Source organism: Pseudomonas sp. TE3910 (assembly GCF_056279025.1).
Map to the genome: position 1 here is coordinate 2,864,402 of NZ_JBWBQN010000001.1, position 25,667 is coordinate 2,890,068.

Annotated in this window: 22 protein-coding genes, 6 tRNA genes, 3 rRNA genes and 2 pseudogenes; 8 read left to right on the top strand and 25 right to left on the bottom strand. The window is 55.4% G+C overall.

The window, feature by feature from the left end; translation table 11 throughout:
- Positions 1 to 128: 128 nt before the first annotated feature.
- From rplL to tyrS, 20 genes and pseudogenes are all read right to left on the bottom strand, one after another.
- Entirely contained in the window at positions 129 to 491 is a 363-nt protein-coding gene (rplL, locus tag ACZ9H3_RS13120; protein ID WP_065761369.1) for a 50S ribosomal protein L7/L12, read from the bottom strand.
- An 80-nt stretch (positions 492 to 571) separates the two neighbouring features.
- Positions 572 to 1,072 (bottom strand): 50S ribosomal protein L10, encoded by a 501-nt coding sequence (gene rplJ, locus ACZ9H3_RS13125; protein WP_065761370.1) that lies wholly within the window; start codon positions 1,070 to 1,072, stop codon positions 572 to 574.
- Between the two features lie 200 nt (positions 1,073 to 1,272).
- The gene (rplA, locus tag ACZ9H3_RS13130) at positions 1,273 to 1,968 is read right to left on the bottom strand and encodes a 50S ribosomal protein L1 (protein WP_065761371.1); all 696 of its coding nucleotides are present in this window, start codon (positions 1,966 to 1,968) and stop codon (positions 1,273 to 1,275) included.
- Entirely contained in the window at positions 1,968 to 2,399 is a 432-nt protein-coding gene (gene rplK / locus ACZ9H3_RS13135) for a 50S ribosomal protein L11 (protein WP_065761372.1), read from the bottom strand. The genes rplA and rplK overlap by 1 nt, the downstream gene beginning before the upstream one ends.
- A 117-nt stretch (positions 2,400 to 2,516) precedes the next feature.
- The gene (gene nusG, locus ACZ9H3_RS13140; protein WP_065761373.1) at positions 2,517 to 3,050 is read right to left on the bottom strand and encodes a transcription termination/antitermination protein NusG; all 534 of its coding nucleotides are present in this window, start codon (positions 3,048 to 3,050) and stop codon (positions 2,517 to 2,519) included.
- 9 nt (positions 3,051 to 3,059) lie between these two features.
- Positions 3,060 to 3,428 carry a preprotein translocase subunit SecE gene (secE, locus tag ACZ9H3_RS13145; RefSeq protein WP_476221049.1) on the bottom strand — a complete coding sequence of 123 codons (369 nt, stop codon included), beginning with the start codon at positions 3,426 to 3,428 and terminating at the stop codon, positions 3,060 to 3,062.
- A 45-nt stretch (positions 3,429 to 3,473) separates the two neighbouring features.
- Positions 3,474 to 3,549 (bottom strand) — tRNA-Trp (locus ACZ9H3_RS13150).
- Between the two features lie 54 nt (positions 3,550 to 3,603).
- Positions 3,604 to 4,797: an elongation factor Tu gene (tuf, locus tag ACZ9H3_RS13155; protein WP_102051728.1), complete on the bottom strand. Its 1,194-nt coding sequence runs from the start codon at positions 4,795 to 4,797 to the stop codon at positions 3,604 to 3,606.
- Between the two features lie 85 nt (positions 4,798 to 4,882).
- Positions 4,883 to 4,958: transfer RNA gene (locus ACZ9H3_RS13160), tRNA-Thr, on the bottom strand.
- 26 nt (positions 4,959 to 4,984) lie between these two features.
- Positions 4,985 to 5,058 (bottom strand) — tRNA-Gly (locus ACZ9H3_RS13165).
- 23 nt (positions 5,059 to 5,081) lie between these two features.
- Positions 5,082 to 5,166, bottom strand: a tRNA-Tyr gene (locus ACZ9H3_RS13170).
- Between the two features lie 144 nt (positions 5,167 to 5,310).
- Positions 5,311 to 5,739 carry a hypothetical protein gene (locus tag ACZ9H3_RS13175; RefSeq protein WP_476221051.1) on the bottom strand — a complete coding sequence of 143 codons (429 nt, stop codon included), beginning with the start codon at positions 5,737 to 5,739 and terminating at the stop codon, positions 5,311 to 5,313.
- Positions 5,740 to 5,746: 7 nt separating this feature from the next.
- Entirely contained in the window at positions 5,747 to 6,496 is a 750-nt protein-coding gene (locus ACZ9H3_RS13180) for a pantothenate kinase (protein WP_102051730.1), read from the bottom strand.
- A pseudogene (gene birA / locus ACZ9H3_RS13185) lies at positions 6,486 to 7,446 on the bottom strand (bifunctional biotin--[acetyl-CoA-carboxylase] ligase/biotin operon repressor BirA). The gene ACZ9H3_RS13180 and the pseudogene birA overlap by 11 nt, the downstream one beginning before the upstream one ends.
- Before the next feature lie 266 nt (positions 7,447 to 7,712).
- Positions 7,713 to 7,828: ribosomal RNA gene (gene rrf, locus ACZ9H3_RS13190) — 5S ribosomal RNA — on the bottom strand.
- A 137-nt stretch (positions 7,829 to 7,965) separates the two neighbouring features.
- Positions 7,966 to 10,856 (bottom strand): 23S ribosomal RNA (locus tag ACZ9H3_RS13195).
- A gap of 253 nt (positions 10,857 to 11,109) precedes the next feature.
- Positions 11,110 to 11,185: transfer RNA gene (locus ACZ9H3_RS13200), tRNA-Ala, on the bottom strand.
- A 6-nt stretch (positions 11,186 to 11,191) separates the two neighbouring features.
- Positions 11,192 to 11,268 (bottom strand) — tRNA-Ile (locus ACZ9H3_RS13205).
- A gap of 84 nt (positions 11,269 to 11,352) precedes the next feature.
- Positions 11,353 to 12,889 (bottom strand): 16S ribosomal RNA (locus ACZ9H3_RS13210).
- Together the 16S, 23S and 5S rRNA genes with 2 tRNA genes alongside form the textbook arrangement of a ribosomal RNA operon.
- Positions 12,890 to 13,386: 497 nt before the next feature.
- Positions 13,387 to 14,586: a tyrosine--tRNA ligase gene (tyrS, locus tag ACZ9H3_RS13215; RefSeq protein ID WP_409279008.1), complete on the bottom strand. Its 1,200-nt coding sequence runs from the start codon at positions 14,584 to 14,586 to the stop codon at positions 13,387 to 13,389.
- A 209-nt stretch (positions 14,587 to 14,795) separates the two neighbouring features.
- Between tyrS and ACZ9H3_RS13220 the strand changes: the two genes are divergently transcribed.
- The gene (locus ACZ9H3_RS13220) at positions 14,796 to 16,217 is read left to right on the top strand and encodes a peptidoglycan DD-metalloendopeptidase family protein (RefSeq protein WP_102052153.1); all 1,422 of its coding nucleotides are present in this window, start codon (positions 14,796 to 14,798) and stop codon (positions 16,215 to 16,217) included.
- A gap of 3 nt (positions 16,218 to 16,220) precedes the next feature.
- Positions 16,221 to 17,318: an anhydro-N-acetylmuramic acid kinase gene (locus ACZ9H3_RS13225; protein ID WP_476221054.1), complete on the top strand. Its 1,098-nt coding sequence runs from the start codon at positions 16,221 to 16,223 to the stop codon at positions 17,316 to 17,318.
- 54 nt (positions 17,319 to 17,372) lie between these two features.
- On the opposite strand, the pseudogene erpA reads toward ACZ9H3_RS13225, so the two are convergent.
- Together erpA and argC are read right to left on the bottom strand one after the other, a co-directional pair.
- Positions 17,373 to 17,724: pseudogene (gene erpA / locus ACZ9H3_RS13230) on the bottom strand (iron-sulfur cluster insertion protein ErpA).
- 157 nt (positions 17,725 to 17,881) lie between these two features.
- Positions 17,882 to 18,916 carry an N-acetyl-gamma-glutamyl-phosphate reductase gene (gene argC, locus ACZ9H3_RS13235; RefSeq protein ID WP_065759006.1) on the bottom strand — a complete coding sequence of 345 codons (1,035 nt, stop codon included), beginning with the start codon at positions 18,914 to 18,916 and terminating at the stop codon, positions 17,882 to 17,884.
- A gap of 149 nt (positions 18,917 to 19,065) precedes the next feature.
- Here argC and hemJ point away from each other — a divergent pair, with 149 nt between their 5' ends.
- The 5 genes from hemJ to ACZ9H3_RS13260 all read left to right on the top strand — a co-directional run bounded on the left by hemJ (position 19,066) and on the right by ACZ9H3_RS13260 (position 22,560).
- The gene (gene hemJ, locus ACZ9H3_RS13240; RefSeq protein WP_065759007.1) at positions 19,066 to 19,491 is read left to right on the top strand and encodes a protoporphyrinogen oxidase HemJ; all 426 of its coding nucleotides are present in this window, start codon (positions 19,066 to 19,068) and stop codon (positions 19,489 to 19,491) included.
- A 124-nt stretch (positions 19,492 to 19,615) separates the two neighbouring features.
- Positions 19,616 to 20,398, top strand: a complete 783-nt coding sequence (locus tag ACZ9H3_RS13245; protein WP_065759008.1) for an SDR family NAD(P)-dependent oxidoreductase — start codon at positions 19,616 to 19,618, stop codon at positions 20,396 to 20,398.
- Between the two features lie 64 nt (positions 20,399 to 20,462).
- Positions 20,463 to 20,801, top strand: coding sequence for a histidine triad nucleotide-binding protein (locus ACZ9H3_RS13250; RefSeq protein ID WP_028942126.1), 339 nt, complete (start codon positions 20,463 to 20,465; stop codon positions 20,799 to 20,801).
- Between the two features lie 65 nt (positions 20,802 to 20,866).
- On the top strand, positions 20,867 to 21,514 hold the full coding sequence (coq7, locus tag ACZ9H3_RS13255; RefSeq protein WP_476221058.1) for a 2-polyprenyl-3-methyl-6-methoxy-1,4-benzoquinone monooxygenase: 648 nt from the start codon (positions 20,867 to 20,869) through the stop codon (positions 21,512 to 21,514).
- A gap of 5 nt (positions 21,515 to 21,519) precedes the next feature.
- On the top strand, positions 21,520 to 22,560 hold the full coding sequence (locus tag ACZ9H3_RS13260; protein ID WP_476221059.1) for a DUF2157 domain-containing protein: 1,041 nt from the start codon (positions 21,520 to 21,522) through the stop codon (positions 22,558 to 22,560).
- 77 nt (positions 22,561 to 22,637) lie between these two features.
- Here the strand turns inward: ACZ9H3_RS13260 and speD are convergent, their stop codons facing one another.
- Positions 22,638 to 23,432, bottom strand: a complete 795-nt coding sequence (gene speD / locus ACZ9H3_RS13265; RefSeq protein ID WP_330522809.1) for an adenosylmethionine decarboxylase — start codon at positions 23,430 to 23,432, stop codon at positions 22,638 to 22,640.
- Positions 23,433 to 23,664: 232 nt separating this feature from the next.
- Positions 23,665 to 24,087, bottom strand: coding sequence for an OsmC family protein (locus ACZ9H3_RS13270; RefSeq protein ID WP_065759011.1), 423 nt, complete (start codon positions 24,085 to 24,087; stop codon positions 23,665 to 23,667).
- Between the two features lie 188 nt (positions 24,088 to 24,275).
- On the opposite strand from ACZ9H3_RS13270, the gene crp reads away from it, so the two are divergent.
- Positions 24,276 to 24,920 (top strand): cAMP-activated global transcriptional regulator CRP, encoded by a 645-nt coding sequence (crp, locus tag ACZ9H3_RS13275; RefSeq protein WP_065759012.1) that lies wholly within the window; start codon positions 24,276 to 24,278, stop codon positions 24,918 to 24,920.
- On the opposite strand, the gene ACZ9H3_RS13280 is transcribed toward crp, so the two are convergent.
- Positions 24,917 to 25,621, bottom strand: coding sequence for a lipoate--protein ligase family protein (locus tag ACZ9H3_RS13280; protein WP_476221062.1), 705 nt, complete (start codon positions 25,619 to 25,621; stop codon positions 24,917 to 24,919). The two genes, crp and ACZ9H3_RS13280, sit on opposite strands and share 4 nt — an antisense overlap.
- Positions 25,622 to 25,667 lie beyond the last annotated feature (46 nt).

Sequence of the window (25,667 nt, forward strand, 5' to 3'; positions counted from 1 at the left end):
TCTCGGTGGTTGCAGCTCGTTATCGGGGCCGACCTGGTCGGCCGCCAATAACGGAAAAAGGCCGGTGGCAAGAGCCACCAGCCATCAGCCGTTCGCTTAACGCTTGGGCTGGATACGCAAAGTCGGAGTTACTTAACTTCGACTTTAGCGCCTGCTTCTTCCAGAGCTTTCTTCAGAGCTTCAGCTTCTTCTTTCGAAGCGTTCTCTTTCACGACGCCCAGGTCGTCAACAACAGCCTTGGCTTCTTTCAGGCCCAGACCGGTGGCTTCACGAACAGCCTTGATGACGTTTACTTTCTTGTCGCCGGCTTCAACCAGTTTAACGGTGAACTCGGTTTGCTCTTCAACAACGGCAGCGGCAGCAGCTGGGCCAGCAGCGGCAACAGCAGCGGTAACGCCGAAGGTTTCTTCCATTGCTTTGATCAGCTCAACAACTTCCAGAACGGTTTTCTGGCCGATTGCTTCGATGATTTGTTCGTTAGTCAGAGACATGACTATAAATTCCTGTATTGGGGTGACAGCCTACGCAGCCATCAAATTAAACGTATGATTTCGAAAGCGCTTGCGGTGCCTTAGGCAGCAGCAGCTTCTTTCTGGTCGCGAACGGCCGCCAAAGTACGAGCCAGCTTGCTGGTAGCGCCTTGAATCACGCTCATCAGCCTTGCAATGGCTTCGTCGCGAGTTGGCAGCGAAGCCAACACGTCGATCTCGTTTGCTGCGAGGAACTTGCCCTCGAACGCAGCTGCCTTGATCTCGAACTTGTCCTGACCTTTAGCGAATTCCTTGAACAAACGGGCAGCAGCGCCTGGATGTTCGTTGGAGAACGCGATCAAGGTCGGGCCGGTGAAGGCGTCGTTGAGGACACTGTATTCAGTGTCAGCAACTGCACGCTTGAGCAGGGTGTTACGTACAACACGTACGTAAACGCCAGCTTCACGAGCCTCTTTACGGAGTCCGGTCATAGCGCCTACAGTCACGCCACGGGCATCAGCCACGACAGCGGACAGAGCAGCTTTGGCAGCCTCGTTGACTTCAGCGACGATGGCCTTCTTGTCTTCGAGTTTAATTGCCACGGGTTTAACTCCTGCTTGTTACCGTTTCATTCGACCGAGGCCGAATGTCGTTTTGGTGTCTGATTCGGTAAGGAATCGGGAGCACCATCTGCGTAGGCTTGAGGTTTAAGACTTGCGTCGCCTACGGTCTTGGATAGCCCCCGCCAGGCAGGGACCCCAATTTTGCAAAGCGGGCGCGATCGCTCGCACCCACCGATGTCTTACGCGCTCAGCGAGCTCTGATCGATGACCAGACCTGGGCCCATAGTGGTGCTCAGGGTAACGCGCTTGACGTAGATACCTTTCGAAGAAGCTGGCTTGATACGCTTCAGATCAGCGATCAGGGCTTCAACGTTTTCCTTCAGCTTGACAGCATCAAAGCCGACTTTGCCAACGGAGGTGTGGATGATGCCGTTTTTGTCGGTGCGATAACGAACCTGACCAGCCTTGGCGTTTTTAACCGCGGTAGCTACGTCTGGAGTTACAGTACCAACCTTCGGGTTTGGCATCAGGCCGCGAGGACCCAGTACCTGACCCAACTGACCTACAACACGCATTGCGTCCGGGGAGGCAATAACGACGTCATAGTTCAGATCGCCGCCTTTCATTTCGGCAGCCAGATCGTCCATACCTACACGGTCAGCGCCGGCAGCCAGAGCGGCCTCAGCAGCTGGACCCTGAGTGAAGACAGCTACGCGTACGGTCTTGCCAGTGCCGTGCGGCAGCACAGTTGCGCTGCGAACAACCTGGTCAGATTTACGCGGGTCAACACCGAGGTTGACTGCAACGTCGAAGGACTCGCTGAACTTCACGGTGGACAGTTCGGCCAGCAGAGCTGCTGCGTCTTCAAAGTTGTAAACTTTGCCAGCTTCAACCTTCGAAGCGATGGCCTTTTGGCGCTTGGTCAGCTTAGCCATTACACACCCTCCACGTTGAGGCCCATGCTGCGAGCAGAACCGGCGATGGTACGCACGGCTGCTTCCAGGTCAGCGGCAGTCAGATCAGCTTTCTTAGCTTTTGCGATCTCTTCCAGCTGAGCGCGGTTCACAGTACCAACCTTGACAGTGTTCGGACGAGCCGAACCGCTGGTCAGGCCAGCTGCTTTCTTCAGCAGAACCGAAGCAGGGGTGCTCTTGGTTTCGAAGGTGAAGCTGCGGTCACTGTAAACAGTGATGATCACTGGAGTCGGCAGACCTGGCTCTTGACCCTGAGTACGGGCGTTGAAGGCCTTGCAGAATTCCATGATGTTCACACCGTGTTGACCCAGTGCAGGACCAACGGGTGGGCTTGGGTTGGCCTGGCCGGCCTTTACTTGCAGCTTGATGTAAGCCTGAATCTTCTTAGCCATGAGCTACTCCAATATCGGGTACGAACGCCTGATGGCTCCCCGGATTACTTACGTTTTATCCCAGTGACGACAAAACCCCGCAGCACAAGGCTGCGGGGTATGGGATGCTGGGTTCAGTTAGACCTTCTCGACCTGACTGAACTCGAGCTCCACCGGAGTAGAGCGTCCGAAAATGAGCACTGCGACCTGCAGCCTGCTCTTCTCGTAGTTAACTTCTTCGACAGTGCCGTTGAAATCAGCGAACGGACCGTCGATGACACGAACGACCTCGCCCGGCTCAAACAACGTCTTCGGCTTCGGTTTGTCGCTGCCATCAGCAACACGACGGAGAATCGCTTCTGCTTCTTTATCAGTGATAGGCGCAGGTTTATCTGCTGTACCACCGATGAAGCCCATGACGCGAGGGGTATCCTTGACCAAGTGCCAAGTCCCTTCGTTCATATCCATCTGAACCAATACGTAGCCTGGAAAGAACTTACGCTCGCTCTTGCGCTTCTGGCCATTGCGCATCTCGACCACTTCTTCGGTCGGGACCAGAATTTCGCCGAAACCGTCTTCCATGCCAGCCAGTTTTACGCGCTCGATCAACGAGCGCATGACATGCTTCTCGTAACCCGAGTAAGCATGCACGACGTACCAACGCTTAGCCACGGGACACCCTTAGCCGACAATCAACGAAATCAACCAACCGAGCAGGGAATCAAGCCCCCACAACAGCAGCGCCATAACCAGAACGACCGCCACTACGATAAGGGTGGTCTGAGTGGTTTCTTGGCGGGTTGGCCATACAACTTTACGAATCTCGGTACGAGCTTCCTTAGCCAGCGCAAAAAACGACTTACCCTTAGCCGTCTGCAGCGCAACGAAGGCAGCAGCAGCAGCAAGAACAAGGAGCGCGATTACGCGGTACAGAATCGGGGATGCGCTGTAGTATTGGTTACCAACAACGCCTACGATCACCAAAGCGACAACAGCAAGCCACTTGAGCAGATCAAAACGAGAGTCTTGGGCTTCAGACTTGGAAGTCATCTAGGAGGATCCTGTGAAAAGAAAGCCAGACACACGAGGTGAATCTGGCAGGTCAGGAGGGAATCGAACCCCCAACCTACGGTTTTGGAGACCGTCGCTCTGCCAATTGAGCTACTGACCTAAAAGCTTAATCAGGCCGACCATTATGCCGGCCCGATAGAAATAAATCAACTACTTATTCGAGAACCTTTGCAACCACACCAGCGCCGACGGTACGACCGCCTTCACGGATAGCGAAGCGCAGACCATCTTCCATTGCGATGGTTTTGATCAGAGTGACAGTCATCTGGATGTTGTCACCTGGCATTACCATTTCAACGCCTTCTGGCAGCTCGCAGTTACCAGTCACGTCAGTAGTACGGAAGTAGAACTGTGGACGGTAGCCCTTGAAGAACGGAGTATGACGGCCGCCTTCTTCCTTGCTCAGAACGTAAACTTCTGCGGTGAACTTGGTGTGCGGCTTAACCGAACCTGGCTTAACCAGAACCTGACCACGCTCAACGTCGTCACGCTTGGTACCACGCAGCAGAACGCCGCAGTTCTCGCCAGCACGACCCTCGTCGAGCAGCTTGCGGAACATCTCGACACCAGTGCAAGTGGTGGTAGCGGTGTCACGCAGTCCAACGATTTCCAGAGCGTCTTGAACACGTACGATACCACGCTCAATACGACCGGTAACAACAGTACCACGACCCGAAATCGAGAATACATCTTCGATTGGCATCAGGAACGGCTTGTCGATGGCGCGCTCTGGCTCTGGAATGTAGCTATCCAGAGTTTCGACCAGCTTTTTGACAGCAGTGGTACCCATCTCGTTGTCGTCTTTGCCTTCCAGGGCCATACGAGCAGAACCGATAATGATCGGAGTGTCGTCACCCGGGAAGTCGTAGGTGGACAGCAGATCGCGAACTTCCATTTCAACCAGTTCCAGCAGCTCTGCGTCGTCTACCAGGTCAGCCTTGTTCAGGAAGACCACAATGTAGGGAACGCCTACCTGACGGGACAGCAGGATGTGCTCACGGGTTTGCGGCATCGGACCATCAGCGGCCGAGCAAACCAGGATAGCGCCGTCCATCTGGGCAGCACCGGTAATCATGTTCTTCACATAGTCAGCGTGACCAGGACAATCAACGTGAGCATAGTGACGAATATTAGAGTCATACTCGACGTGCGCGGTGTTAATGGTGATACCGCGAGCTTTTTCTTCTGGAGCGCTGTCAATCTTATCAAAATCGACTTTAGCCGAACCGAAAACTTCGGAGCAAACGCGAGTCAGCGCAGCAGTCAACGTGGTCTTACCATGGTCAACGTGACCAATAGTGCCTACGTTCACGTGCGGCTTGTTACGTTCGAACTTTTCCTTAGCCATCGAGACTGTCCCCCGCAGAAGAATTTAACTAGTCACGCCAACCATTAAAACAAAGGCAGATATTTTCATATCTGCCTTGTTAATATGGAGCTCTTGAGCGGATTTGAACCGCTGACCTCACCCTTACCAAGGGTGTGCTCTACCAACTGAGCTACAAGAGCCTTACACTTTGCAAAAACAGCAAACCTGGAGCGGGTAGCGGGAATCGAACCCGCATCATCAGCTTGGAAGGCTGAGGTTCTACCACTAAACTATACCCGCGGAGCTTGCAGCTCTCGCTAAACTGGTGGAGGGGGAAGGATTCGAACCTTCGAAGTCGTAGACGTCAGATTTACAGTCTGATCCCTTTGGCCGCTCGGGAACCCCTCCTGAACGTGGGCAGCATTTTCAACTCTTGCTGCCTTCCTGTCAAGCTTTTTCTCATTAAAATCTTGAGGTTAGCTAATTTGACAGTTGCTACACAGGCTTTCCAACTAGTGGTGTTCCCTGTGAAGCGGGCGCCATTCTATCAAGCTATTCAGCAGTTGCAATACCCTCGCACAACATTATTTTATGTTTTAAGTCTTTGAAATCATGGGAAAGTGTCGCGAGCAGCGCTTCGTCCAGTAAACGTCGGCTTTGGGGCGCCACCTGCAGCCAGAATCCCGGGCTGTCACCCAGCGCCCCAACTACCTGTGCAGTCGCCACATCCAACGAAACCAAGCGCTGACGAAGCGCATTCAATTGCTCAACCTTGGCAAGGCCACCGATGTAGAGACAATCTTCAGCATGCTGCGCGCTGCGCCCTCCAGCGCCCGACTCACTCAAAAGGCGAATACCCTGCTGACTGCCTTTATACAAAGACAGCGGGGCTACCTCCTTTGCCTTCAAAGGCGCTTCTTGCTGATGCCAGACGTAATAAACAGCATTGAGCACCACTAAGAGAAGAAACAACCAGCGCATAGATACCTCAATCCAGGGGGCAGGCTATCGCCAGACCAACAAACACTAGATCCGGCACCACGCGAGCACACGGAGCCACCTGATGAACCAGGGGCGCATCACCACCCGTGAGGAACAGTGTAAATGCCTCTCCAAAAAGCGAGCGAGCCTGCTCTACCTGTGTCAATACGAACCCTTGGAGCATTAACAGACAGCCGCGCTCAACCGCTTCGACAGTAGAACGCCCAGGCTCCACGCTTGAGAGCGCACGCTCTGCTGCGGCGTCGTCATAACGGATACGACGGGTATGGGTGCGCAGCTGATTACGCATCAGCGGCAACCCAGGGCAAATAAACCCCCCAAGATGCGCCCCGTCAGCCGCGACAAAGTCGGCCGTTACCGCTGTACCGAAGTCGATAACCACACAAGCACCCTTGGCCAGATGATAGCCACCCAAAAGCGCCAACCAACGATCCAACCCCAATCGCTGGAAATCATCATAGCCATTACGAACCCCGGCCAACTCTTTCGCTGGCTCAGCACTAACAACCAGCAGACCGAACTGCTCAACCAGAGCTGCACGCAGTCCTGCTGTCTCATCCTCTCCCCTGACACTGACCAAGCGACAGCATCGAGGGGCGCTACCTGGAACTGCATGGATCGAGGCAATCAATGCTTCATTGGACTCAACGACGCCACCAGCGACTATCGAGGCATCCTCAGAGCGAATGATTCGCCATTTGATAAAGCTGTTACCGCAATCGAGCTCAAGAATCATCGCGCAACCTCAAACTGAGCTCTCCGCCACTAAAGCTCTTTTCAACACCATCGACCTCAAGACGCAGAGCCCCCTGACGATCAATGCCTCTCACCACACCATCGACCTGATGATTACCTGCAATAAGCGATACCGCGCGACCTTGCCAGAGGTGCGCCTTCTCCCACTCACCCTGGAATACTGCAAATCCCGACTGGCGATGCCGAACCAGGTCTTCCTGCAGGTTCTGATTGAGCAGAGCGACCAGCTGATTGCGATCAACGACCTCCCCAACCTCTCGCCATATGGACGTCCATTGCTGATCCACTTCACTGCTGGCCTGCATGTTGACGTTGATCCCAACGCCCATCACCACGTGGCAAACATCTGCAGGATCACCTACAAGTTCTAGCAAGATACCGGCAATTTTTTGATTATTCACCAACACATCGTTTGGCCACTTAAGACCTGCGCCACTGACACCATAGGCATGTAGCGTGCGCATCACCGCCAAGCCAACGACCAGGCTAAGCCCTTCCAACTGGCGCATACCACCCTCTATGCGCAGTACCAGACTGTAATAAAGGTTCTCTGCAAACGGACTGGCCCAACTACGCCCACGACGGCCTCGCCCCGGCCGTTTGCCGCTCAGCCAGAACAATAAAAGGAGCAACTCGCCCCTCATTGACCTCACGGAGCGCCTGGGCATTTGTCGAGTCGATTGAGTCGAAAATCAATGCCGGCCACGACTCGTCGACAGATCGCTCTGCAATTGCCGCCGGTTCCAGCAAGGACAATGGCGTCGCCAGCTGATAACCGCGACCGCGGACTTTATAAATAGGCAAGTTCAGCTCAGCCTCAAGGTGCTGCAACTGCTTCCAGACAGCACTGCGACTGACACCCAAGGCGGCCCCCAGCGCCTGTCCGGAATGAAACCGGCCATCTTTAAGGAGGTTTAACAACTTCAGCATGCCAATCTCGACTCACAATGAGGCAGGCATGATAGCCATGCCTCGAAGACTTGCATAGAAATCTGTAGCCACGAGAGACGACCTGGGAGCCGGAAAGCCCAGCCATGGAGGGGCCTCCCTGAGTGGATCGCACACTGCCAGCCGCTTAGAGGCCACAAGCCAGCCCACAAACGTGAAATAGCGACAGCCGCCCTGCTGGCAATGTTTTCCAGGCCACAAAGACAAAACCCCTACCTGCGTGTGCAGATAGGGGTTTCGGAATTTAATCTTGACGATGACCTACTCTCACATGGGGAAACCCCACACTACCATCGGCGATGCATCGTTTCACTGCTGAGTTCGGGATGGGATCAGGTGGTTCCAATGCTCTATGGTCGTCAAGAAATTCTGTGCACCAGACCGTCTTTCGACGTTCCAGCAAATCGGGTATGTGATAGTTGTGAGTCGCAAACTTTCGGTTCGTTTCGTCTTCACAACACCGCAATCTGGTCATTTCGACGCAAATTGCTTGGGTGTTATATGGTCAAGCCTCACGGGCAATTAGTATTGGTTAGCTCAATGCCTCACAGCACTTACACACCCAACCTATCAACGTCGTAGTCTTCGACGGCCCTTCAGGGAGCTCAAGGCTCCAGTGAGATCTCATCTTGAGGCAAGTTTCCCGCTTAGATGCTTTCAGCGGTTATCTCTTCCGAACATAGCTACCCGGCAATGCCACTGGCGTGACAACCGGAACACCAGAGGTTCGTCCACTCCGGTCCTCTCGTACTAGGAGCAGCCCCTCTCAAATCTCAAACGTCCACGGCAGATAGGGACCGAACTGTCTCACGACGTTCTAAACCCAGCTCGCGTACCACTTTAAATGGCGAACAGCCATACCCTTGGGACCGGCTTCAGCCCCAGGATGTGATGAGCCGACATCGAGGTGCCAAACACCGCCGTCGATATGAACTCTTGGGCGGTATCAGCCTGTTATCCCCGGAGTACCTTTTATCCGTTGAGCGATGGCCCTTCCATACAGAACCACCGGATCACTAAGACCTACTTTCGTACCTGCTCGACGTGTCTGTCTCGCAGTCAAGCGCGCTTTTGCCTTTATACTCTACGACCGATTTCCGACCGGTCTGAGCGCACCTTCGTACTCCTCCGTTACTCTTTAGGAGGAGACCGCCCCAGTCAAACTACCCACCATACACTGTCCTCGATCCGGATGACGGACCTGAGTTAGAACCTCAAAGTTGCCAGGGTGGTATTTCAAGGATGGCTCCACGCGAACTGGCGTCCACGCTTCAAAGCCTCCCACCTATCCTACACAAGCAAATTCAAAGTCCAGTGCAAAGCTATAGTAAAGGTTCACGGGGTCTTTCCGTCTAGCCGCGGATACACTGCATCTTCACAGCGATTTCAATTTCACTGAGTCTCGGGTGGAGACAGCGCCGCCATCGTTACGCCATTCGTGCAGGTCGGAACTTACCCGACAAGGAATTTCGCTACCTTAGGACCGTTATAGTTACGGCCGCCGTTTACCGGGGCTTCGATCAAGAGCTTCGCGTTAGCTAACCCCATCAATTAACCTTCCGGCACCGGGCAGGCGTCACACCCTATACGTCCACTTTCGTGTTTGCAGAGTGCTGTGTTTTTAATAAACAGTCGCAGCGGCCTGGTATCTTCGACCGGCATGGGCTTACGGAGCAAGTCCTTCACCCTCACCGGCGCACCTTCTCCCGAAGTTACGGTGCCATTTTGCCTAGTTCCTTCACCCGAGTTCTCTCAAGCGCCTTGGTATTCTCTACCCAACCACCTGTGTCGGTTTGGGGTACGGTTCCTGGTTATCTGAAGCTTAGAAGCTTTTCTTGGAAGCATGGCATCAACCACTTCGCGCTCTAAAGAGCACTCGTCATCAGCTCTCGGCCTTAAGATCCCGGATTTACCTAAGATCTCAGCCTACCACCTTAAACTTGGACAACCAACGCCAAGCTGGCCTAGCCTTCTCCGTCCCTCCATCGCAATAACCAGAAGTACAGGAATATTAACCTGTTTTCCATCGACTACGCTTTTCAGCCTCGCCTTAGGGACCGACTAACCCTGCGTCGATTAACGTTGCGCAGGAAACCTTGGTCTTTCGGCGTGGGAGTTTTTCACTCCCATTGTCGTTACTCATGTCAGCATTCGCACTTCTGATACCTCCAGCAAGCTTCTCAACTCACCTTCACAGGCTTACAGAACGCTCCTCTACCGCGTCACCTAAGTGACACCCGTAGCTTCGGTGCATGGTTTGAGCCCCGTTACATCTTCCGCGCAGGCCGACTCGACTAGTGAGCTATTACGCTTTCTTTAAAGGGTGGCTGCTTCTAAGCCAACCTCCTAGCTGTCTAAGCCTTCCCACATCGTTTCCCACTTAACCATGACTTTGGGACCTTAGCTGACGGTCTGGGTTGTTTCCCTTTTCACGACGGACGTTAGCACCCGCCGTGTGTCTCCCATGCTCGGCACTTGTAGGTATTCGGAGTTTGCATCGGTTTGGTAAGTCGGGATGACCCCCTAGCCGAAACAGTGCTCTACCCCCTACAGTGATACATGAGGCGCTACCTAAATAGCTTTCGAGGAGAACCAGCTATCTCCGAGCTTGATTAGCCTTTCACTCCGATCCACAGGTCATCCGCTAACTTTTCAACGGTAGTCGGTTCGGTCCTCCAGTCAGTGTTACCTAACCTTCAACCTGCCCATGGATAGATCGCCCGGTTTCGGGTCTATACCCAGCGACTAAACGCCCTATTAAGACTCGCTTTCGCTACGCCTCCCCTATTCGGTTAAGCTCGCCACTGAATATAAGTCGCTGACCCATTATACAAAAGGTACGCAGTCACCTAACAAAGTAGGCTCCCACTGCTTGTACGCATACGGTTTCAGGATCTATTTCACTCCCCTCTCCGGGGTTCTTTTCGCCTTTCCCTCACGGTACTAGTTCACTATCGGTCAGTCAGTAGTATTTAGCCTTGGAGGATGGTCCCCCCATATTCAGACAAAGTTTCTCGTGCTCCGTCCTACTCGATTTCATTGATAAGAGATTTTCGCGTACAGGGCTATCACCCACTATGGCCGCACTTTCCAGAGCGTTCCGCTAATCTCAAATCAACTTAAGGGCTAGTCCCCGTTCGCTCGCCACTACTAAGGGAATCTCGGTTGATTTCTTTTCCTCAGGGTACTTAGATGTTTCAGTTCCCCTGGTTCGCCTCTTGCACCTATGTATTCAGTACAAGATACCTAGGTTATCCTAGGTGGGTTCCCCCATTCAGAGATCTCCGGATCAAAGTCTGTTTGCCGACTCCCCGAAGCTTATCGCAGGCTACCACGTCTTTCATCGCCTCTGACTGCCAAGGCATCCACCGTATGCGCTTCTTCACTTGACCATATAACCCCAAGCAATCTGGTTATACTGTGAAGACGACATTCGCCGAAAATTCGCAATACTCTTAAGACTTAAGAGACACTCACAAATTTTACCTTAGCCTGAATAAACACCAGTGAAAGTGCTATTCAGTCTATTTCTATCACATACCCAAATTTTTAAAGAACGATTCTGAAAAAGTTCAGAAATCAACATTCACCATCATCACAATGGAATGCTCATTTCTAAGCTTTGACACGGTTAAGCAAGAGGGGTGGTGGAGCCAAGCGGGATCGAACCGCTGACCTCCTGCGTGCAAGGCAGGCGCTCTCCCAGCTGAGCTATGGCCCCAGCAATTGGTGGGTCTGGGCAGATTCGAACTGCCGACCTCACCCTTATCAGGGGTGCGCTCTAACCAACTGAGCTACAGACCCAATCGAAGGTTGCTAACCTAATCGTCTTCTTCAATGAATCAAGCAATTCGTGTGGGAGCTTATGAAGCAGCTGATGTCGTCGATTAAGGAGGTGATCCAGCCGCAGGTTCCCCTACGGCTACCTTGTTACGACTTCACCCCAGTCATGAATCACACCGTGGTAACCGTCCCCCCGAAGGTTAGACTAGCTACTTCTGGTGCAACCCACTCCCATGGTGTGACGGGCGGTGTGTACAAGGCCCGGGAACGTATTCACCGCGACATTCTGATTCGCGATTACTAGCGATTCCGACTTCACGCAGTCGAGTTGCAGACTGCGATCCGGACTACGATCGGTTTTGTGAGATTAGCTCCACCTCGCGGCTTGGCAACCCTCTGTACCGACCATTGTAGCACGTGTGTAGCCCAGGCCGTAAGGGCCATGATGACTTGACGTCATCCCCACCTTCCTCCGGTTTGTCACCGGCAGTCTCCTTAGAGTGCCCACCATAACGTGCTGGTAACTAAGGACAAGGGTTGCGCTCGTTACGGGACTTAACCCAACATCTCACGACACGAGCTGACGACAGCCATGCAGCACCTGTCTCAATGTTCCCGAAGGCACCAATCCATCTCTGGAAAGTTCATTGGATGTCAAGGCCTGGTAAGGTTCTTCGCGTTGCTTCGAATTAAACCACATGCTCCACCGCTTGTGCGGGCCCCCGTCAATTCATTTGAGTTTTAACCTTGCGGCCGTACTCCCCAGGCGGTCAACTTAATGCGTTAGCTGCGCCACTAAAATCTCAAGGATTCCAACGGCTAGTTGACATCGTTTACGGCGTGGACTACCAGGGTATCTAATCCTGTTTGCTCCCCACGCTTTCGCACCTCAGTGTCAGTATGAGCCCAGGTGGTCGCCTTCGCCACTGGTGTTCCTTCCTATATCTACGCATTTCACCGCTACACAGGAAATTCCACCACCCTCTGCCCTACTCTAGCTCGCCAGTTTTGGATGCAGTTCCCAGGTTGAGCCCGGGGATTTCACATCCAACTTAACGAACCACCTACGCGCGCTTTACGCCCAGTAATTCCGATTAACGCTTGCACCCTCTGTATTACCGCGGCTGCTGGCACAGAGTTAGCCGGTGCTTATTCTGTCGGTAACGTCAAAACAGCAAGGTATTAGCTTACTGCCCTTCCTCCCAACTTAAAGTGCTTTACAATCCGAAGACCTTCTTCACACACGCGGCATGGCTGGATCAGGCTTTCGCCCATTGTCCAATATTCCCCACTGCTGCCTCCCGTAGGAGTCTGGACCGTGTCTCAGTTCCAGTGTGACTGATCATCCTCTCAGACCAGTTACGGATCGTCGCCTTGGTGAGCCATTACCTCACCAACTAGCTAATCCGACCTAGGCTCATCTGATAGCGCAAGGCCCGAAGGTCCCCTGCTTTCTCCCGTAGGACGTATGCGGTATTAGCGTTCCTTTCGAAACGTTGTCCCCCACTATCAGGCAGATTCCTAGGTATTACTCACCCGTCCGCCGCTGAATCAAGGAGCAAGCTCCCGTCATCCGCTCGACTTGCATGTGTTAGGCCTGCCGCCAGCGTTCAATCTGAGCCATGATCAAACTCTTCAGTTCAATACTGCTTGGGTTTTGAGAAAACCCTAAACTTGGCTCAGCAATCTCAAATGACTATTTCGATTTCTCGTGTAGTCACTTGTGATGCTGATAATCTTTTTGACTATCAGTCTGATTTCACAAGCACCCACACGAATTGCTTGATTCGATTGTTAAAGAGCGGTTGGTTAAGAGCTTTTCGTCTCAACCGAGGCGCGCATTCTACGCTTTCCTCTGTGTCTGTCAAGCGTTTATTTTGAAGTTTTTCAGAATTTTCCGTTCAACTTCAACCACTTGACTCGCTTCGATCTCTCGTTAGCGGGAGGCGAATTCTACAGCGTTTCAACTCGCTGTCAACCACCTTTTTCACCGCTGCCGATCTATTCGACCGAAGCACTTCCGACACTATCGCTAAACGTCTAACTCATTGATTATCAAGGAGTTTTCCGTTTCGACTGCGCCGGAAGTGGGGCGAATTATAGACAGTTACAATTCGCCGTCAAGCCTTATTTACAAACTCACTCAGCCTTCAGCGTAATACGCGCAAAGGCCTTCTTGCCGGCCTGGCAAACATGAGTGGCGCCCAACGCGAATACGAAGCCACGATCAACGACCTCGCCATCAATGCGCACACTACCCGCCGCCAGAAGATCGCGAGCCGCAGCAGCATTCTTGACCAGCCCAGCCTTATTAAGGACAGCCGCAATCGGCATCTCTTCATCGGCAGGCACTACAACCTCGGGCAGGTCTTCTGGCAACTCGCCATCCTTCATGCGATTGCCCGCGGCACGGTGCGCGTTCGCAGCAGCCTCTTCACCATGGAAGCGCGCAACGATCTCTTCAGCCAGCTTGATCTTGATGTCCCGCGGATTAGCGCCCGCCTCTACATCTGCACGGAATGCATTGATCTCTTCCATGGACCGGAAGCTTAACAACTCGAAGTAACGCCACATCAAGGTGTCCGGGATCGAGACAAGCTTGCTGTACATCACACCCGGCGCTTCCTGGATACCAACATAGTTCCCGAGGGACTTGGACATCTTCTTGACACCATCAAGCCCCTCAAGCAGTGGCATGGTGACAATATTCTGAGGTTCCTGACCGTAACCGCGCTGAAGCTCGCGCCCCATCAGCAGATTGAACTTCTGATCGGTACCACCCAGTTCAACATCCGCCTTCAGCGCTACCGAGTCATACCCCTGCACCAGCGGGTAGAGGAACTCATGGATCGCGATCGGTTGATTGGTGGTGTAGCGCTTATGGAAGTCATCCCGCTCCAGCATACGCGCAACCGTGTATTGGGACGCCAGGCGAATGAAATCAGCCGGGGTCAGCGCATCCATCCAGGTCGAATTGAATGCAACTTCTGTCTTGGCTGGGTCAAGGATCTTGAACACCTGCTGTTTATACGTCTCGGCATTTTCCAGCACCTGCTCGCGAGTCAGCGGCGGACGCGTAGCACTCTTGCCACTCGGATCCCCGATCATCCCGGTGAAGTCCCCAATCAGGAAGATCACCTGATGCCCAAGATCCTGGAACTGACGCAGCTTGTTAATAAGGACGGTATGCCCCAGGTGCAGATCAGGCGCGGTAGGGTCGAAACCCGCCTTGATCCGCAGCGGCTGACCGCGCTTGAGCTTCTCGACCAGTTCGGACTCGACCAGTACCTCTTCCGCACCACGTTTGATCAGCTCTAGCTGCTCTTCAACCGACTTCATGACAGACCCGTAAGGCTCAGATTAAAAGGCCCCAACCATACAAGATCAGCCGTCAATTACAAGTTTTTGGCCTGAATGTGACCCAACACCCGACTGATGACGTCTGCCCGCTTGCTTTGGAAGGGATTTGGTTATATTTTATACAGTTATTTCATCTTCATCATGTCATTCATCTTTTCCATTTCATCTTTTTCAAAGTCAATTTACCCATGAGCAACGAACCGCCTAAAGCGCCTCCGCTTTATCCGAAGAGCCATCTGTTGGCTGCGAGCGGCATTGCAGCCTTACTCAGCCTGGCTTTGCTGGTATTCCCATCCAGCGAAGTCGAGGCCAAGAAAACAACCCTGAACCTTGAGCTGGAAAGCCCAGTCGAGCAGCTTGAGCAACAACAAGCAACGCCACCGCTGGCCAGCGAAGAGACTGCACCCTCACCGTTTGCCCAGATAGACAACGCTGACGAAAAAAACGAGCAAGCTGCCAAGGCGGAGCCTGCACCAACAGCAGAAACAGCAGAAACAGCTAAATCGCCTAGCCACCGCGAAGTCACCGTAGGCCGCGGCGATACGCTGTCGACACTGTTCAACAAAGTCGGCCTGCCAGCCAATGCGGTGCATGAGGTACTGGCCAGTAACAAGCAGGCCAAGCAGTTCAGCCAGCTCAAACATGGCCAGGTTCTGGAAATTGAACTGGACAAGGACGGTCAACTGTCCAGTTTGCACAGCAAGGTCAGCGACCTGGAAACCATCCGCCTGACCAAGACCAGCAACGGCTATGCGTTCAATCGCGAGATCAGCAAACCGACTGTACGCACTGCCTATGTGCACGGCGTCATCAAGAGCTCGCTTTCTGCGTCAGCACAACGTGCCGGCCTGTCTCACAGCCTGACCATGGATATGGCCGGTATCTTCGGCTACGACATCGACTTCGCTCAGGACATTCGCCAGGGTGACGAGTTCGATGTGATTTATGAACAGAAGGTAGTCAACGGCAAGGTCGTAGGCACCGGCAATATCCTTTCCGCCCGCTTCAGCAACCGCGGCAAGAGCTATAGCGCCGTTCGCTATACCAACAAGCAGGGCAACACCAGTTACTACACCGCCGACGGCAACAGCATGCGCAAGGCATTCATCCGTACACCGGTTGATTTCGCACGTATTAGCTCGCGCTTCTCTGCTGGGCGTAAACACCCGATCCTGAACAAGATTCGCGCGCACAAAGGCGTCGACTATGCAGCGCCACGTGGGACGCCAATCAAAGCCGCTGGCGATGGCAAGGTGCTTCTGGCAGGGCGTCGCGGCGGCTATGGCAACACCGTCATCATTCAGCACGGTAACCGCTATCAGACGCTCTACGGGCATATGCAGGGCTTCGCAAAAGGCGTGAAGACCGGAGGCTCGGTCAAGCAGGGCCAGGTGATTGGTTATATCGGCACTACTGGCCTCTCCACCGGCCCACACCTGCACTATGAATTCCAGGTCAATGGCGTCCACGTCGACCCTCTGGGCCAGAAGCTACCCATGGCAGACCCTATTGCCAAGGCTGAACGCCAACGCTTCATGCAGCAGAGCCAACCGCTGATCGCACGCATGGACCAGGAAAAGGCCACCATGCTGGCCTCGAGCAAGCGTTAAGCGATGCCTCTCTATCTGGGGGTGATGTCCGGGACCAGCCTTGACGGCCTGGACATCGCATTGATCGAGCAAGCGCAACAGCTCAAGCCAACGCTACTCGCCACGCATTACATCCCCATGCCGGACACGCTTCGCCAGTCGCTACTGGCGTTGTGCGCCAGCGGGCCGGATGAAGTCGCCCGGGCAGCACTTGCCGAAAATGAGTGGGTGGCACTGGCAGCGACCGGAATCCAACAATTGCTGAGTACTCAGCACCTGCAACCCAGTGCCATTCGCGCCATTGGCAGCCACGGCCAGACCATTCGGCATGAACCGGCGCGCGGCTTCACTGTGCAGATCGGCAACCCAGCCCTGCTAGCCGAGCTCACGGGCATCAGCGTCGTCAGTGACTTCCGACGCCGCGACGTCGCCGCAGGCGGCCAGGGCGCCCCTCTGGTACCCGCCTTCCATGAATCGCTGTTCGAGCACCCAGGCGAACGCCTGGCAGTACTCAATATCGGTGGTTTCAGCAACCTCAGCCTGATCGAGCACGGCATGCCAGTCAGAGGCTTTGACTGTGGTCCGGGCAACGTACTGCTGGACGCCTGGATTCAAGACCGCAAGGGGCTTAGCTTCGATGCAGGGGGCGCTTGGGCTGCGAGCGGGATGGTCATTCCGAGCTTGCTGTCTGCCTTGCTCAGTGACCCGTTCTTCGCGGGAACCGGCCCCAAGAGCACAGGCAGGGAAGTGTTTAACCTTCCATGGCTCAAGCACCACCTCAGCTCACAACCCGTCCACGACGATGCCGACGTACAGGCCACACTGCTGGAGTTGACCGCACAAAGCATCATCAACTCACTGCAGGCAGCCCAACCGGGGACACAGGTACTGTTGGTATGCGGGGGCGGCGCGCACAACGACGTGCTGATACAGCGCTTGGCCAAACTGCTTCCCGGTGCGCGGGTCAGCAGCACTGACGCTTGCGGCGTCGATCCGGACTGGGTAGAGGCGATGGCATTCGCCTGGTTGGCTCATTGCTGCCTGGAAGGCATTGCGGGCAATCGCCCCAGCGTCACCGGCGCCCGCGGCCCTCGGGTACTTGGCGCTATCTACCCTGCATGAAGCGCACAGCAAAACGCCGCGCAAGTGCGCGGCGTCAGCAGTAAACACCCGGCCTTAGATCGAGAACGAAGAACCGCAACCACAGGTGGTGGTAGCGTTAGGGTTCTTGATCACGAAACGCGAGCCTTCCAAACCTTCCTGGTAATCCACTTCGGCACCTGCCAGGTACTGGAAGCTCATCGGATCGACAACCAAGGCAACGCCTTCGCGCTCCACGACAGTATCGTCTTCGGCAACGTCTTCATCAAAGGTGAAACCATACTGAAAGCCGGAGCAACCGCCGCCGGTTACGAAACACTCGCAACTTCAGACGGTCATTACCCTCTTCATCGACCAGGGTCTTCACCTTGTGCGCGGCGCCCTGCGTGAATTGCAAAGCCGTAGGGGTGAAGGATTCGACGCTCATGCTGACTATCTCCCGGCGCTGTGCCGCCATAATGCGTGATGACAGGCATTATCCGCTTCTCCGAGAAAATTGGTCAAGAATTGAAGCAGACCCACGCCACACGTGAAACGACACTGCAAGCGCCTCCCACGTGTGGTTTCCCGCGCTTGAAAGGTGATTAAGGCAACAGCCCCGCATGAGACAGACCCATGCGCTCGTCCAGGCCAAAAAGGATGTTCAGGTTCTGTACCGCCTGACCCGACGCGCCCTTGACCAGGTTATCGATGACCGAGAGCACTACGACCAGGTCACCACCTTGTGGCCGATGAACCGCAATACGGCAAACGTTGGCACCCCGCACGCTACGGGTTTCCGGGTGGCTGCCGGCTGGCATGACATCGACAAACGGCTCATCTGCATAACGTTTTTCGAACAGCGCCTGCAGGTCCACCGAGGTATCGGCAACGGTGGCGTACAGGGTCGAGTGGATACCCCTGATCATTGGCGTCAGATGCGGCACAAAGGTCAGACCGACATCACCACCGGCAGCACGGCGCAAGCCTTGGCTAATTTCTGGAAGGTGACGGTGCCCTTTGACCGCGTATGCCTTCATGCTTTCACCGGCTTCGCAGAACAGCGACCCTACGCTGGCGCCACGGCCAGCACCACTGACACCGGACTTGCAGTCGGCGATCAGGCGCGAGGTATCAGCAATGCCGGCCTCAAGCAGTGGCAGGAATCCCAATTGGGTAGCGGTTGGATAGCAACCTGGGACGGCAATCAGGCGAGCCTGGCGAATCTGCTCACGGTTGACCTCGGGTAAGCCATAGACCGCATCCTTGAGCAGTTCAGGTGCACCGTGTGGCTGTCCATACCACTTGGCCCACTCGTCAGCATCCTGCAAACGGAAGTCCGCAGAGAGGTCGATCACCTTGGTACCGGCTGCCAGGAGCTCCCCAGCCAGCGCATGGGCTACACCATGTGGCGTGGCAAAGAAGACCACGTCGCATGCTGCCAATGCCTTGCTGTCGGGCACGCTGAAGGCAAGGCCATCGTAGTGGCCGCGCAGGTTCGGGTACATGTCGGCGACGGCCAGCCCTGCTTCTGATCGCGATGTGATCACCGCCACCTCTGCCTGTGGATGCTGTGCCAACAGACGCAGCAGCTCGACACCGGTGTAACCCGTGCCGCCGACGATACCGACCTTGACCATAACGCGTGCCCCTTCTGAACGAACCGACTGTAGAGTGTAAAGCCAGCGATAATATGGGGCTGTCGCTTTGGTAACAACCGTTGAGATGACGGGGGCCACCCACAGCCACTACTATCCGACCACCGTGAACCCTGAAGGAACTGCAAAACATGCTTTATCTATGGATCAAGGCCCTACACATCGTCAGCGTGGTGTGCTGGTTTGCCGGGCTGTTCTATTTGCCCCGGCTCTTCGTCTACCACGCCCAGAGCCAGGACAGCATCAGCCAGGAACGTTTCGTGACCATGGAGCGCAAGCTGTACCGGGGCATCATGGGGCCGGCGATGATCGCCACTTTCATCTTTGGCATCTGGCTGCTTAGCTTGAACCCCGGCTTCATGAGCCAGGGCTGGATGCACGCCAAGCTGACACTTATCGTGCTGCTGACCGGCTACCACCATATGTGCGGCGCCCAGCTGAAACGTTTTGCACGTGGAGAAAACACTCGCAGCCACGTCTACTACCGCTGGTTCAATGAGGTGCCCGTGCTGATTCTGCTGGGTATCGTCATCCTGGTGGTGGTCAAACCGTTCTAAGCCGAACCTCGTCGGCTACTACCCGCACTGCAGGCGCAACGCCTGTACGTAGCGGTAGTGGCTGCGCCGACCCCAACCTGTAAACTACGCGCCTTGAACAACGCCCCCCTGATTGGAGAACTGCATGACCCGTTACGCCATGATCACCGGTGCCTCCAGCGGCCTCGGCCTGGCACTGGCCGAAGCACTGGCCAGGCGGGGGCGCAACCTGATTCTGGTGGCACGACAACGCGACCTGCTTGAACCTGTCGCCATCGAACTGACTCAACGTTTCGGTGTAGAAGTTCTTTTCCGCGCCTGCGATCTCGGCGAGCCGCTGCGTCTGTCTGGCTTTCTACTTGAGCTCGAAGAAGGCGAACGGCAAATCGATCTGCTGGTGAACTGTGCGGGCATCCGCTCCTATGGTCCGTTCCTCGCTCAGGAATGGGCAGACGAGCAGGACCTGATCGAAGTGAACATTCTCGCCCTTACCCGCCTTTGCCACGCGCTGGGTAACGCCATGGCGGTTCAGGGCGGAGGGCAGATCCTCAACGTTGCCTCCCTCGCGGCGTTTGCGCCTGGCCCCTGGATGAGCAGCTATGCCGCAAGCAAGGCGTATGTTCTGCACTTCTCCGAAGGGCTACGCGAAGAACTCAAGCGCACCGGCATCAAGGTTTCAGTCCTCTGCCCCGGCCCGGTGCGCTCGTCCAGACGCCGTATTCCACGCCTGGACAACAGCAAGCGCTGCCTGAGCGCCGAGGAAGTGGCGCTGTATACCGTTCGAGCGCTGGAAAAAAACCGCGCCTTGATCCTTCCCGGTCGGCGCAATCGCTGGCTTGCATTCAGCCCGCGAATGCTCTCGCGCTGGCTCACACGCAAGCTGGCCGGTGCCATCAACCAACGCTATCGCCCAAGCAGAATCGAATAGAGGCTGGGCGGCAGGCCCCGCGCTGAGTACACTCAGGCCAGACCACCACCATGGAGCAAGCGTTGTGGAGACTCTCTTCACCAAGATCATCAACCGGGAGATCCCGGCCAAGATCATCTACGAGGACGACCAGGTTCTGGCCTTCCACGATATCGCACCACAGGCACCCGTACACTTTCTGGTTATCCCGAAAAAGCCTATCCGCACCCTCAATGACCTGACCGAAGAAGACAAAGGCCTGGCTGGCCATATCCTCTTCACCGCTCAGCGCCTGGCCAAAGAACTGGGCTGCGAAGACGGTTTTCGTGTGGTCATGAACTGCAATGAGCTGGGCGGTCAGACCGTCTACCACATCCATATGCACGTGCTCGGTCAACGCCAGATGCACTGGCCGCCGGGCTGATCCAACGCAAGCCGTGTCATCTGGATTGGGGTAAACTATCGGGCACATTCTTGCGGAGGTGCCCGATGGCTACCGAACGTCACTACTTGCCGCTCGACCGCTTGTTGCTGCAGGCCGACACTGCCATGCGCACCTTGCTGCCCTTCAGCGGCCAACCTTCCCGCCCGTCTCCGGCGATCATTCAGCCCGACAGTGACATGGACGACGAACAAACGCGCCATGTAGCGGGCCTGATGCGCATCAACCATACCGGCGAGGTCTGTGCTCAAGCGCTGTATCAAGGCCAGGCACTGACGGCAAAGCTGCCGCAGGTACGCAAGGCAATGGAACATGCAGCCGAAGAAGAAATCGATCACCTGGCCTGGTGCGAACAGCGCATTCGCCAACTTGGCAGCCACCCCAGTGTGCTAAACCCGTTGTTCTATGGCATGTCATTCGGCATCGGCGCAGTGGCCGGGCTGATCAGCGACAAAGTCAGCCTGGGGTTCGTCGCAGCTACCGAGCATCAAGTGTGCAAGCACCTGGATGAGCACCTGGAGCAAATTCCAGCCGAAGATGAGAAATCACGGGCTATCCTCGAGCAGATGCGCATCGATGAAGCACACCACGCCGAGTCCGCACTGGACGCTGGGGGCTTCCGCTTCCCTGCGCCGATCAAGTTCGGGATGAGCCTTATGGCAAAGGTCATGACTAAAAGCACCTACCGTATGTGACCATCATGGCTGACCGCTTCGATGCTCAAGATCTTGCCCGTGCCGTAGCTGCGGGGATTCTCCAGCCCGGCCAGGATCAGGCCCTACTGGACTTTCTCAAGCAGCAACCGCAAGAGCGTGCCAGCTTCCAACTGGCGCATGTCGCCTATTACTTTGGCGCACTACTGATCATGGGCGCCATGGGCTGGCTATTGACCGAAGCCTGGATGAGTATCGGTGACAGCGCCCTGCTGCTGATCGCACTGAGCTACATCGCCCTGCTCACCCTGGCCGGCAAGGCCATGCACCGCAGTGGGCAGGTAATCCCTGGTGGGCTGCTCGCTGCCGTGGCGGTGAGCATTGTGCCGTTGGCAGTGTTCGCACTCGAACGCCTTAGCGGTTTCTGGCCCATGGACGACAGCCAAGGTGACTACCAGAACTACTACCGCTATGTACAAGGCGGGTGGTTGTTGATGGAAGTTGCGGCAGTGGTTGCCGGCCTGCTGATGCTGCGCCTGGTGCCCTTCCCGTTTATCGTGATGCCAATGGCGATCGCCCTCTGGTTCATGTCAATGGACCTGACCGAGTGGGTCTACGGTGACGGATTCAGTTGGGATCAGCGTCGAGAAGTCTCGCTGTGGTTCGGCCTCGGCTTGCTGCTGGTATGCGTCTGGATTGATGGGCGCAGCCGCCAGGACTATGCCTTCTGGGGCTATCTGGCCGGGCTCTCAGCCTTCTGGGGCGGGTTGACCTTGATGGACAGCGGCAGCGAATGGGGCAAGGCCATGTACTGCCTGATCAACCTTGGCTTGATGGCCGTTGCTCTTTTGCTGCGCCGCCCCGTGTTCATGGTGTTCGGGGCACTGGGTGTGGCGGCTTATCTGGGGTACCTGTCCTATGATGTGTTCGCTGACTCACTGCTGTTCCCGCTGGTACTGAGCCTGATCGGGATCGCGATTATTGGCCTTGGCGTGTTCTACCAGAAACACCGCGAGCGCTTGAGTACAGCCCTACGTACCCTGCTGCCAACTGCCATCGTGGATTTTCTGCCCGGATTGCGCCGCTAAATGCAGCGCAACAACCGGAGCAACTGACGAAAATAAAAAAGGGGCCCTCGCAAGGGCCCCTTTTTTTGCCTGGAAATTTACGCTGGCATGTTGCGAGCGTAAAAGATTTCCAGCATTTCGTGTTTTACACGCTCAGTCACCTGCGCGCGCTGTTCTGCAGACAAGTTGTTGGTCGCGTCGCCGAACAGGTAGTTGTCCAGTTCGAAGTCCTTGAGCAGCATCTTGGTGTGGAACAGGTTCTCCTGATACACATTGACGTCCGTCATCTGGTAGGCGGACTTGGTATCTTCAGAGAGGTAGTTCTGGATCGAGTTGATCTCGTGATCGATGAAGTGCTTCTTGCCTTCGATGTCACGGGTGAAACCGCGCACACGGTAATCCACAGTCACGATGTCCGAATCGAACTGGTGAATCAGGTAATTGAGCGCCTTGAGCGGTGAAATAACCCCGCAGGTCGACACATCGATATCCACACGGAAGGTAGCGATGCCATCCACCGGATGAATTTCCGGGTAGGTGTGAACAGTGATATGGCTCTTGTCGAGGTGGGCCAGAATGGTATCTGGCAATGGGCCCGGCGACTCTTCGATCTGGCTGTCGGTCGGGGTGACCGGTTGTTCAGAGATCAGAATGGTCACGCTGGCGCCTTGTGGCTCGTAATCCTGACGGGCAATGTTCAGGATATTGGCACCAATGATATCAACCACATCGGTGAGAATCTGCGTCAGGCGTTCGGCGTCGTACTCTTGGTTGATGTACTCGACGTAGGCCTGCAGGTCCTGAGGGGACTCTGCATAGCAGATATCATAGATGTTGAAGCTCAAGGTCTTTGTCAGGTTGTTGAACCCGTGGAGCTTGAGTTTGCTTTTCACCGTTGAAAACTCTCTATATGTGTGCGGCCCGGCCGCGTGATCAAGCATGCCCGTCAGATGCGAACGACGCACCTGCGTAGGACGGTTAACACCTCTTCGCGATGGCGATTTTGGTTGTCTGGTCGGAGCAGGTCCGAGACAGGGCCAAAGCCCTGAAAAAGGGGCGCATTATGCAGACCTGAAGCCCGGTCTGCCAGAGTGTGCGCCGCTTTTATGATAGTTGAATGTCGACTCAACCCAGCTCGACGATTTCATAGGCGTGAGTAATCTCGACACCCGCACGCCCCAGCATGATCGAAGCCGAGCAATACTTCTCGGCAGACAGCTCAACCGCACGTTTGACCTGAGCCTCTTTCAAACCACGGCCCTTGACCACAAAGCGCAGATGTATCTTGGTGAATACCTTGGGGTCTTCACTCGCACGCTCAGCCTCCAGGAACGCTTCACAGCTTTCTACCGCCTGCCGCGACTTCTTCAAGATGCTGACCACATCGAAGTTGCTGCAACCGCCCAGACCCAGCAGCAGCATCTCCATCGGCCGAACGCCCAGATTACGCCCGCCACTCTCCGGCGGACCATCCATGACCACCACATGGCCACTGCCTGACTCGCCGAGAAACATGGCTTCGCCAGCCCACTGGATACGCGCCTTCATACCTGGACTCCATTAAACATGAAAAAGGCTGCCAGCTTAGACCCTGCGGGCACGTCGGAAAAGCTAAGCGTTCAAGGAAATGTGCCGATACAGGAACACGCGTCTGATAAGCTGACGCCAAATCACTGGCGCAAAAGCCAGGCTACTTACAAAAGTGTCCACGCATCGCTTCTTTCCGGAATTCAGCCATGGTTGCCTTGAACCTCCCAGCCAAGATCAAGAACATCGACAAGTTGCTTGCTCATTGTCAGCGTCGGCATTTCACTGCCAAGAGCAACATCATTTGCGCGGGCGACGAGGCTCATACCCTGTGGTACATCGTCAAGGGTTCGGTGACCATCCTGATCGAGGATGATGAAGGCCATGAGATGATCATCGCCTACCTCAACAGTGGCGACTTCTTTGGTGAACTTGGGCTCTTTGAACCCGAGGGCAAAGAGCAGCAACGCAGTGCCTGGGTACGCGCCAAAAGCGAATGTGAAGTGGCCGAAATCACCTATGAGAAATTTCGCGAGCTGGCCCGCCAGGACCCGGACATTCTCTACGCCCTCGGCAGCCAGATGGCACAACGCCTGCGTAACACGACTCGCAAGGTAGGCGACCTGGCCTTTTTCGACGTCACCGGACGCGTAGCCCGCTGCCTGCTGGAGCTATGCAAGCAACCCGACGCAATGACCCACCCGGACGGTATGCAGATCAAGATAACCCGCCAGGAAATCGGCCGAATCGTCGGATGCTCACGGGAGATGGTCGGCCGCGTGCTCAAGGATCTTGAAGAACGCAGCCTGGTTCAGGTCAAGGGCAAGACCATGGTGGTCTACGGTACCCGCTAGTCTTTCGCGATACCCGCAAGCACCGCGCCATAGGCCTGCGCCAACTGTGTAAACAGTGGGGCCTCGGGTACCACTTCGTGCAGGGCAATGTGGCTATCGGCCAGACAACGTTGCTCCAGCTCGCAACACTCATTGAACCGGTTCACTGCGGCGACCATCGTTTCGCGCTCGTTGTCCAACAGCAGAGCACCATGCACCAGCACGACAGGCCGCTTGCCATTGAGCCCCTGACGCCAGCGCTGAGCCGTACCGACCAGTTTGCGACCATTAAGGTTGACGTTGTAACGACCATCGCAGAACGCCCCCTCGATCTCTCCGACCGAAGCAACCCCGCCCCACTCACGCAGGGCCTCGCACAAGGGTTGGCAAAGTCGCTCATAGGCGCTTTCGATCCGCCCATGATCACCCTCACTGCGCGGCGCAACATACACCAGGGCAATATTGATGACCGCTGGTGATTGCGGTACAGGCTCGCCGCCAGTCTCTCGCAACAATACCGGCCAGCCGGCAATCGCCAGTTCCGCACAGGCCGTCTCGAAGCCCTCCAGGCGACTCATGCGCCGAGGCATGACCAAAGCCCGGTCAGTCGGGCGCCAGAACAACACACCATGGTCTTGCTCACCTCGACACACTGCGGCCAGCAAATCCTGCTCAGCACGCAGGCCAGCTTCAACGGTCACGGCAACAGGTTGATCGTTCATCGCATTAACCTTGTCGATACAAAAAAGCCGGCATCGCCGGCTTCAG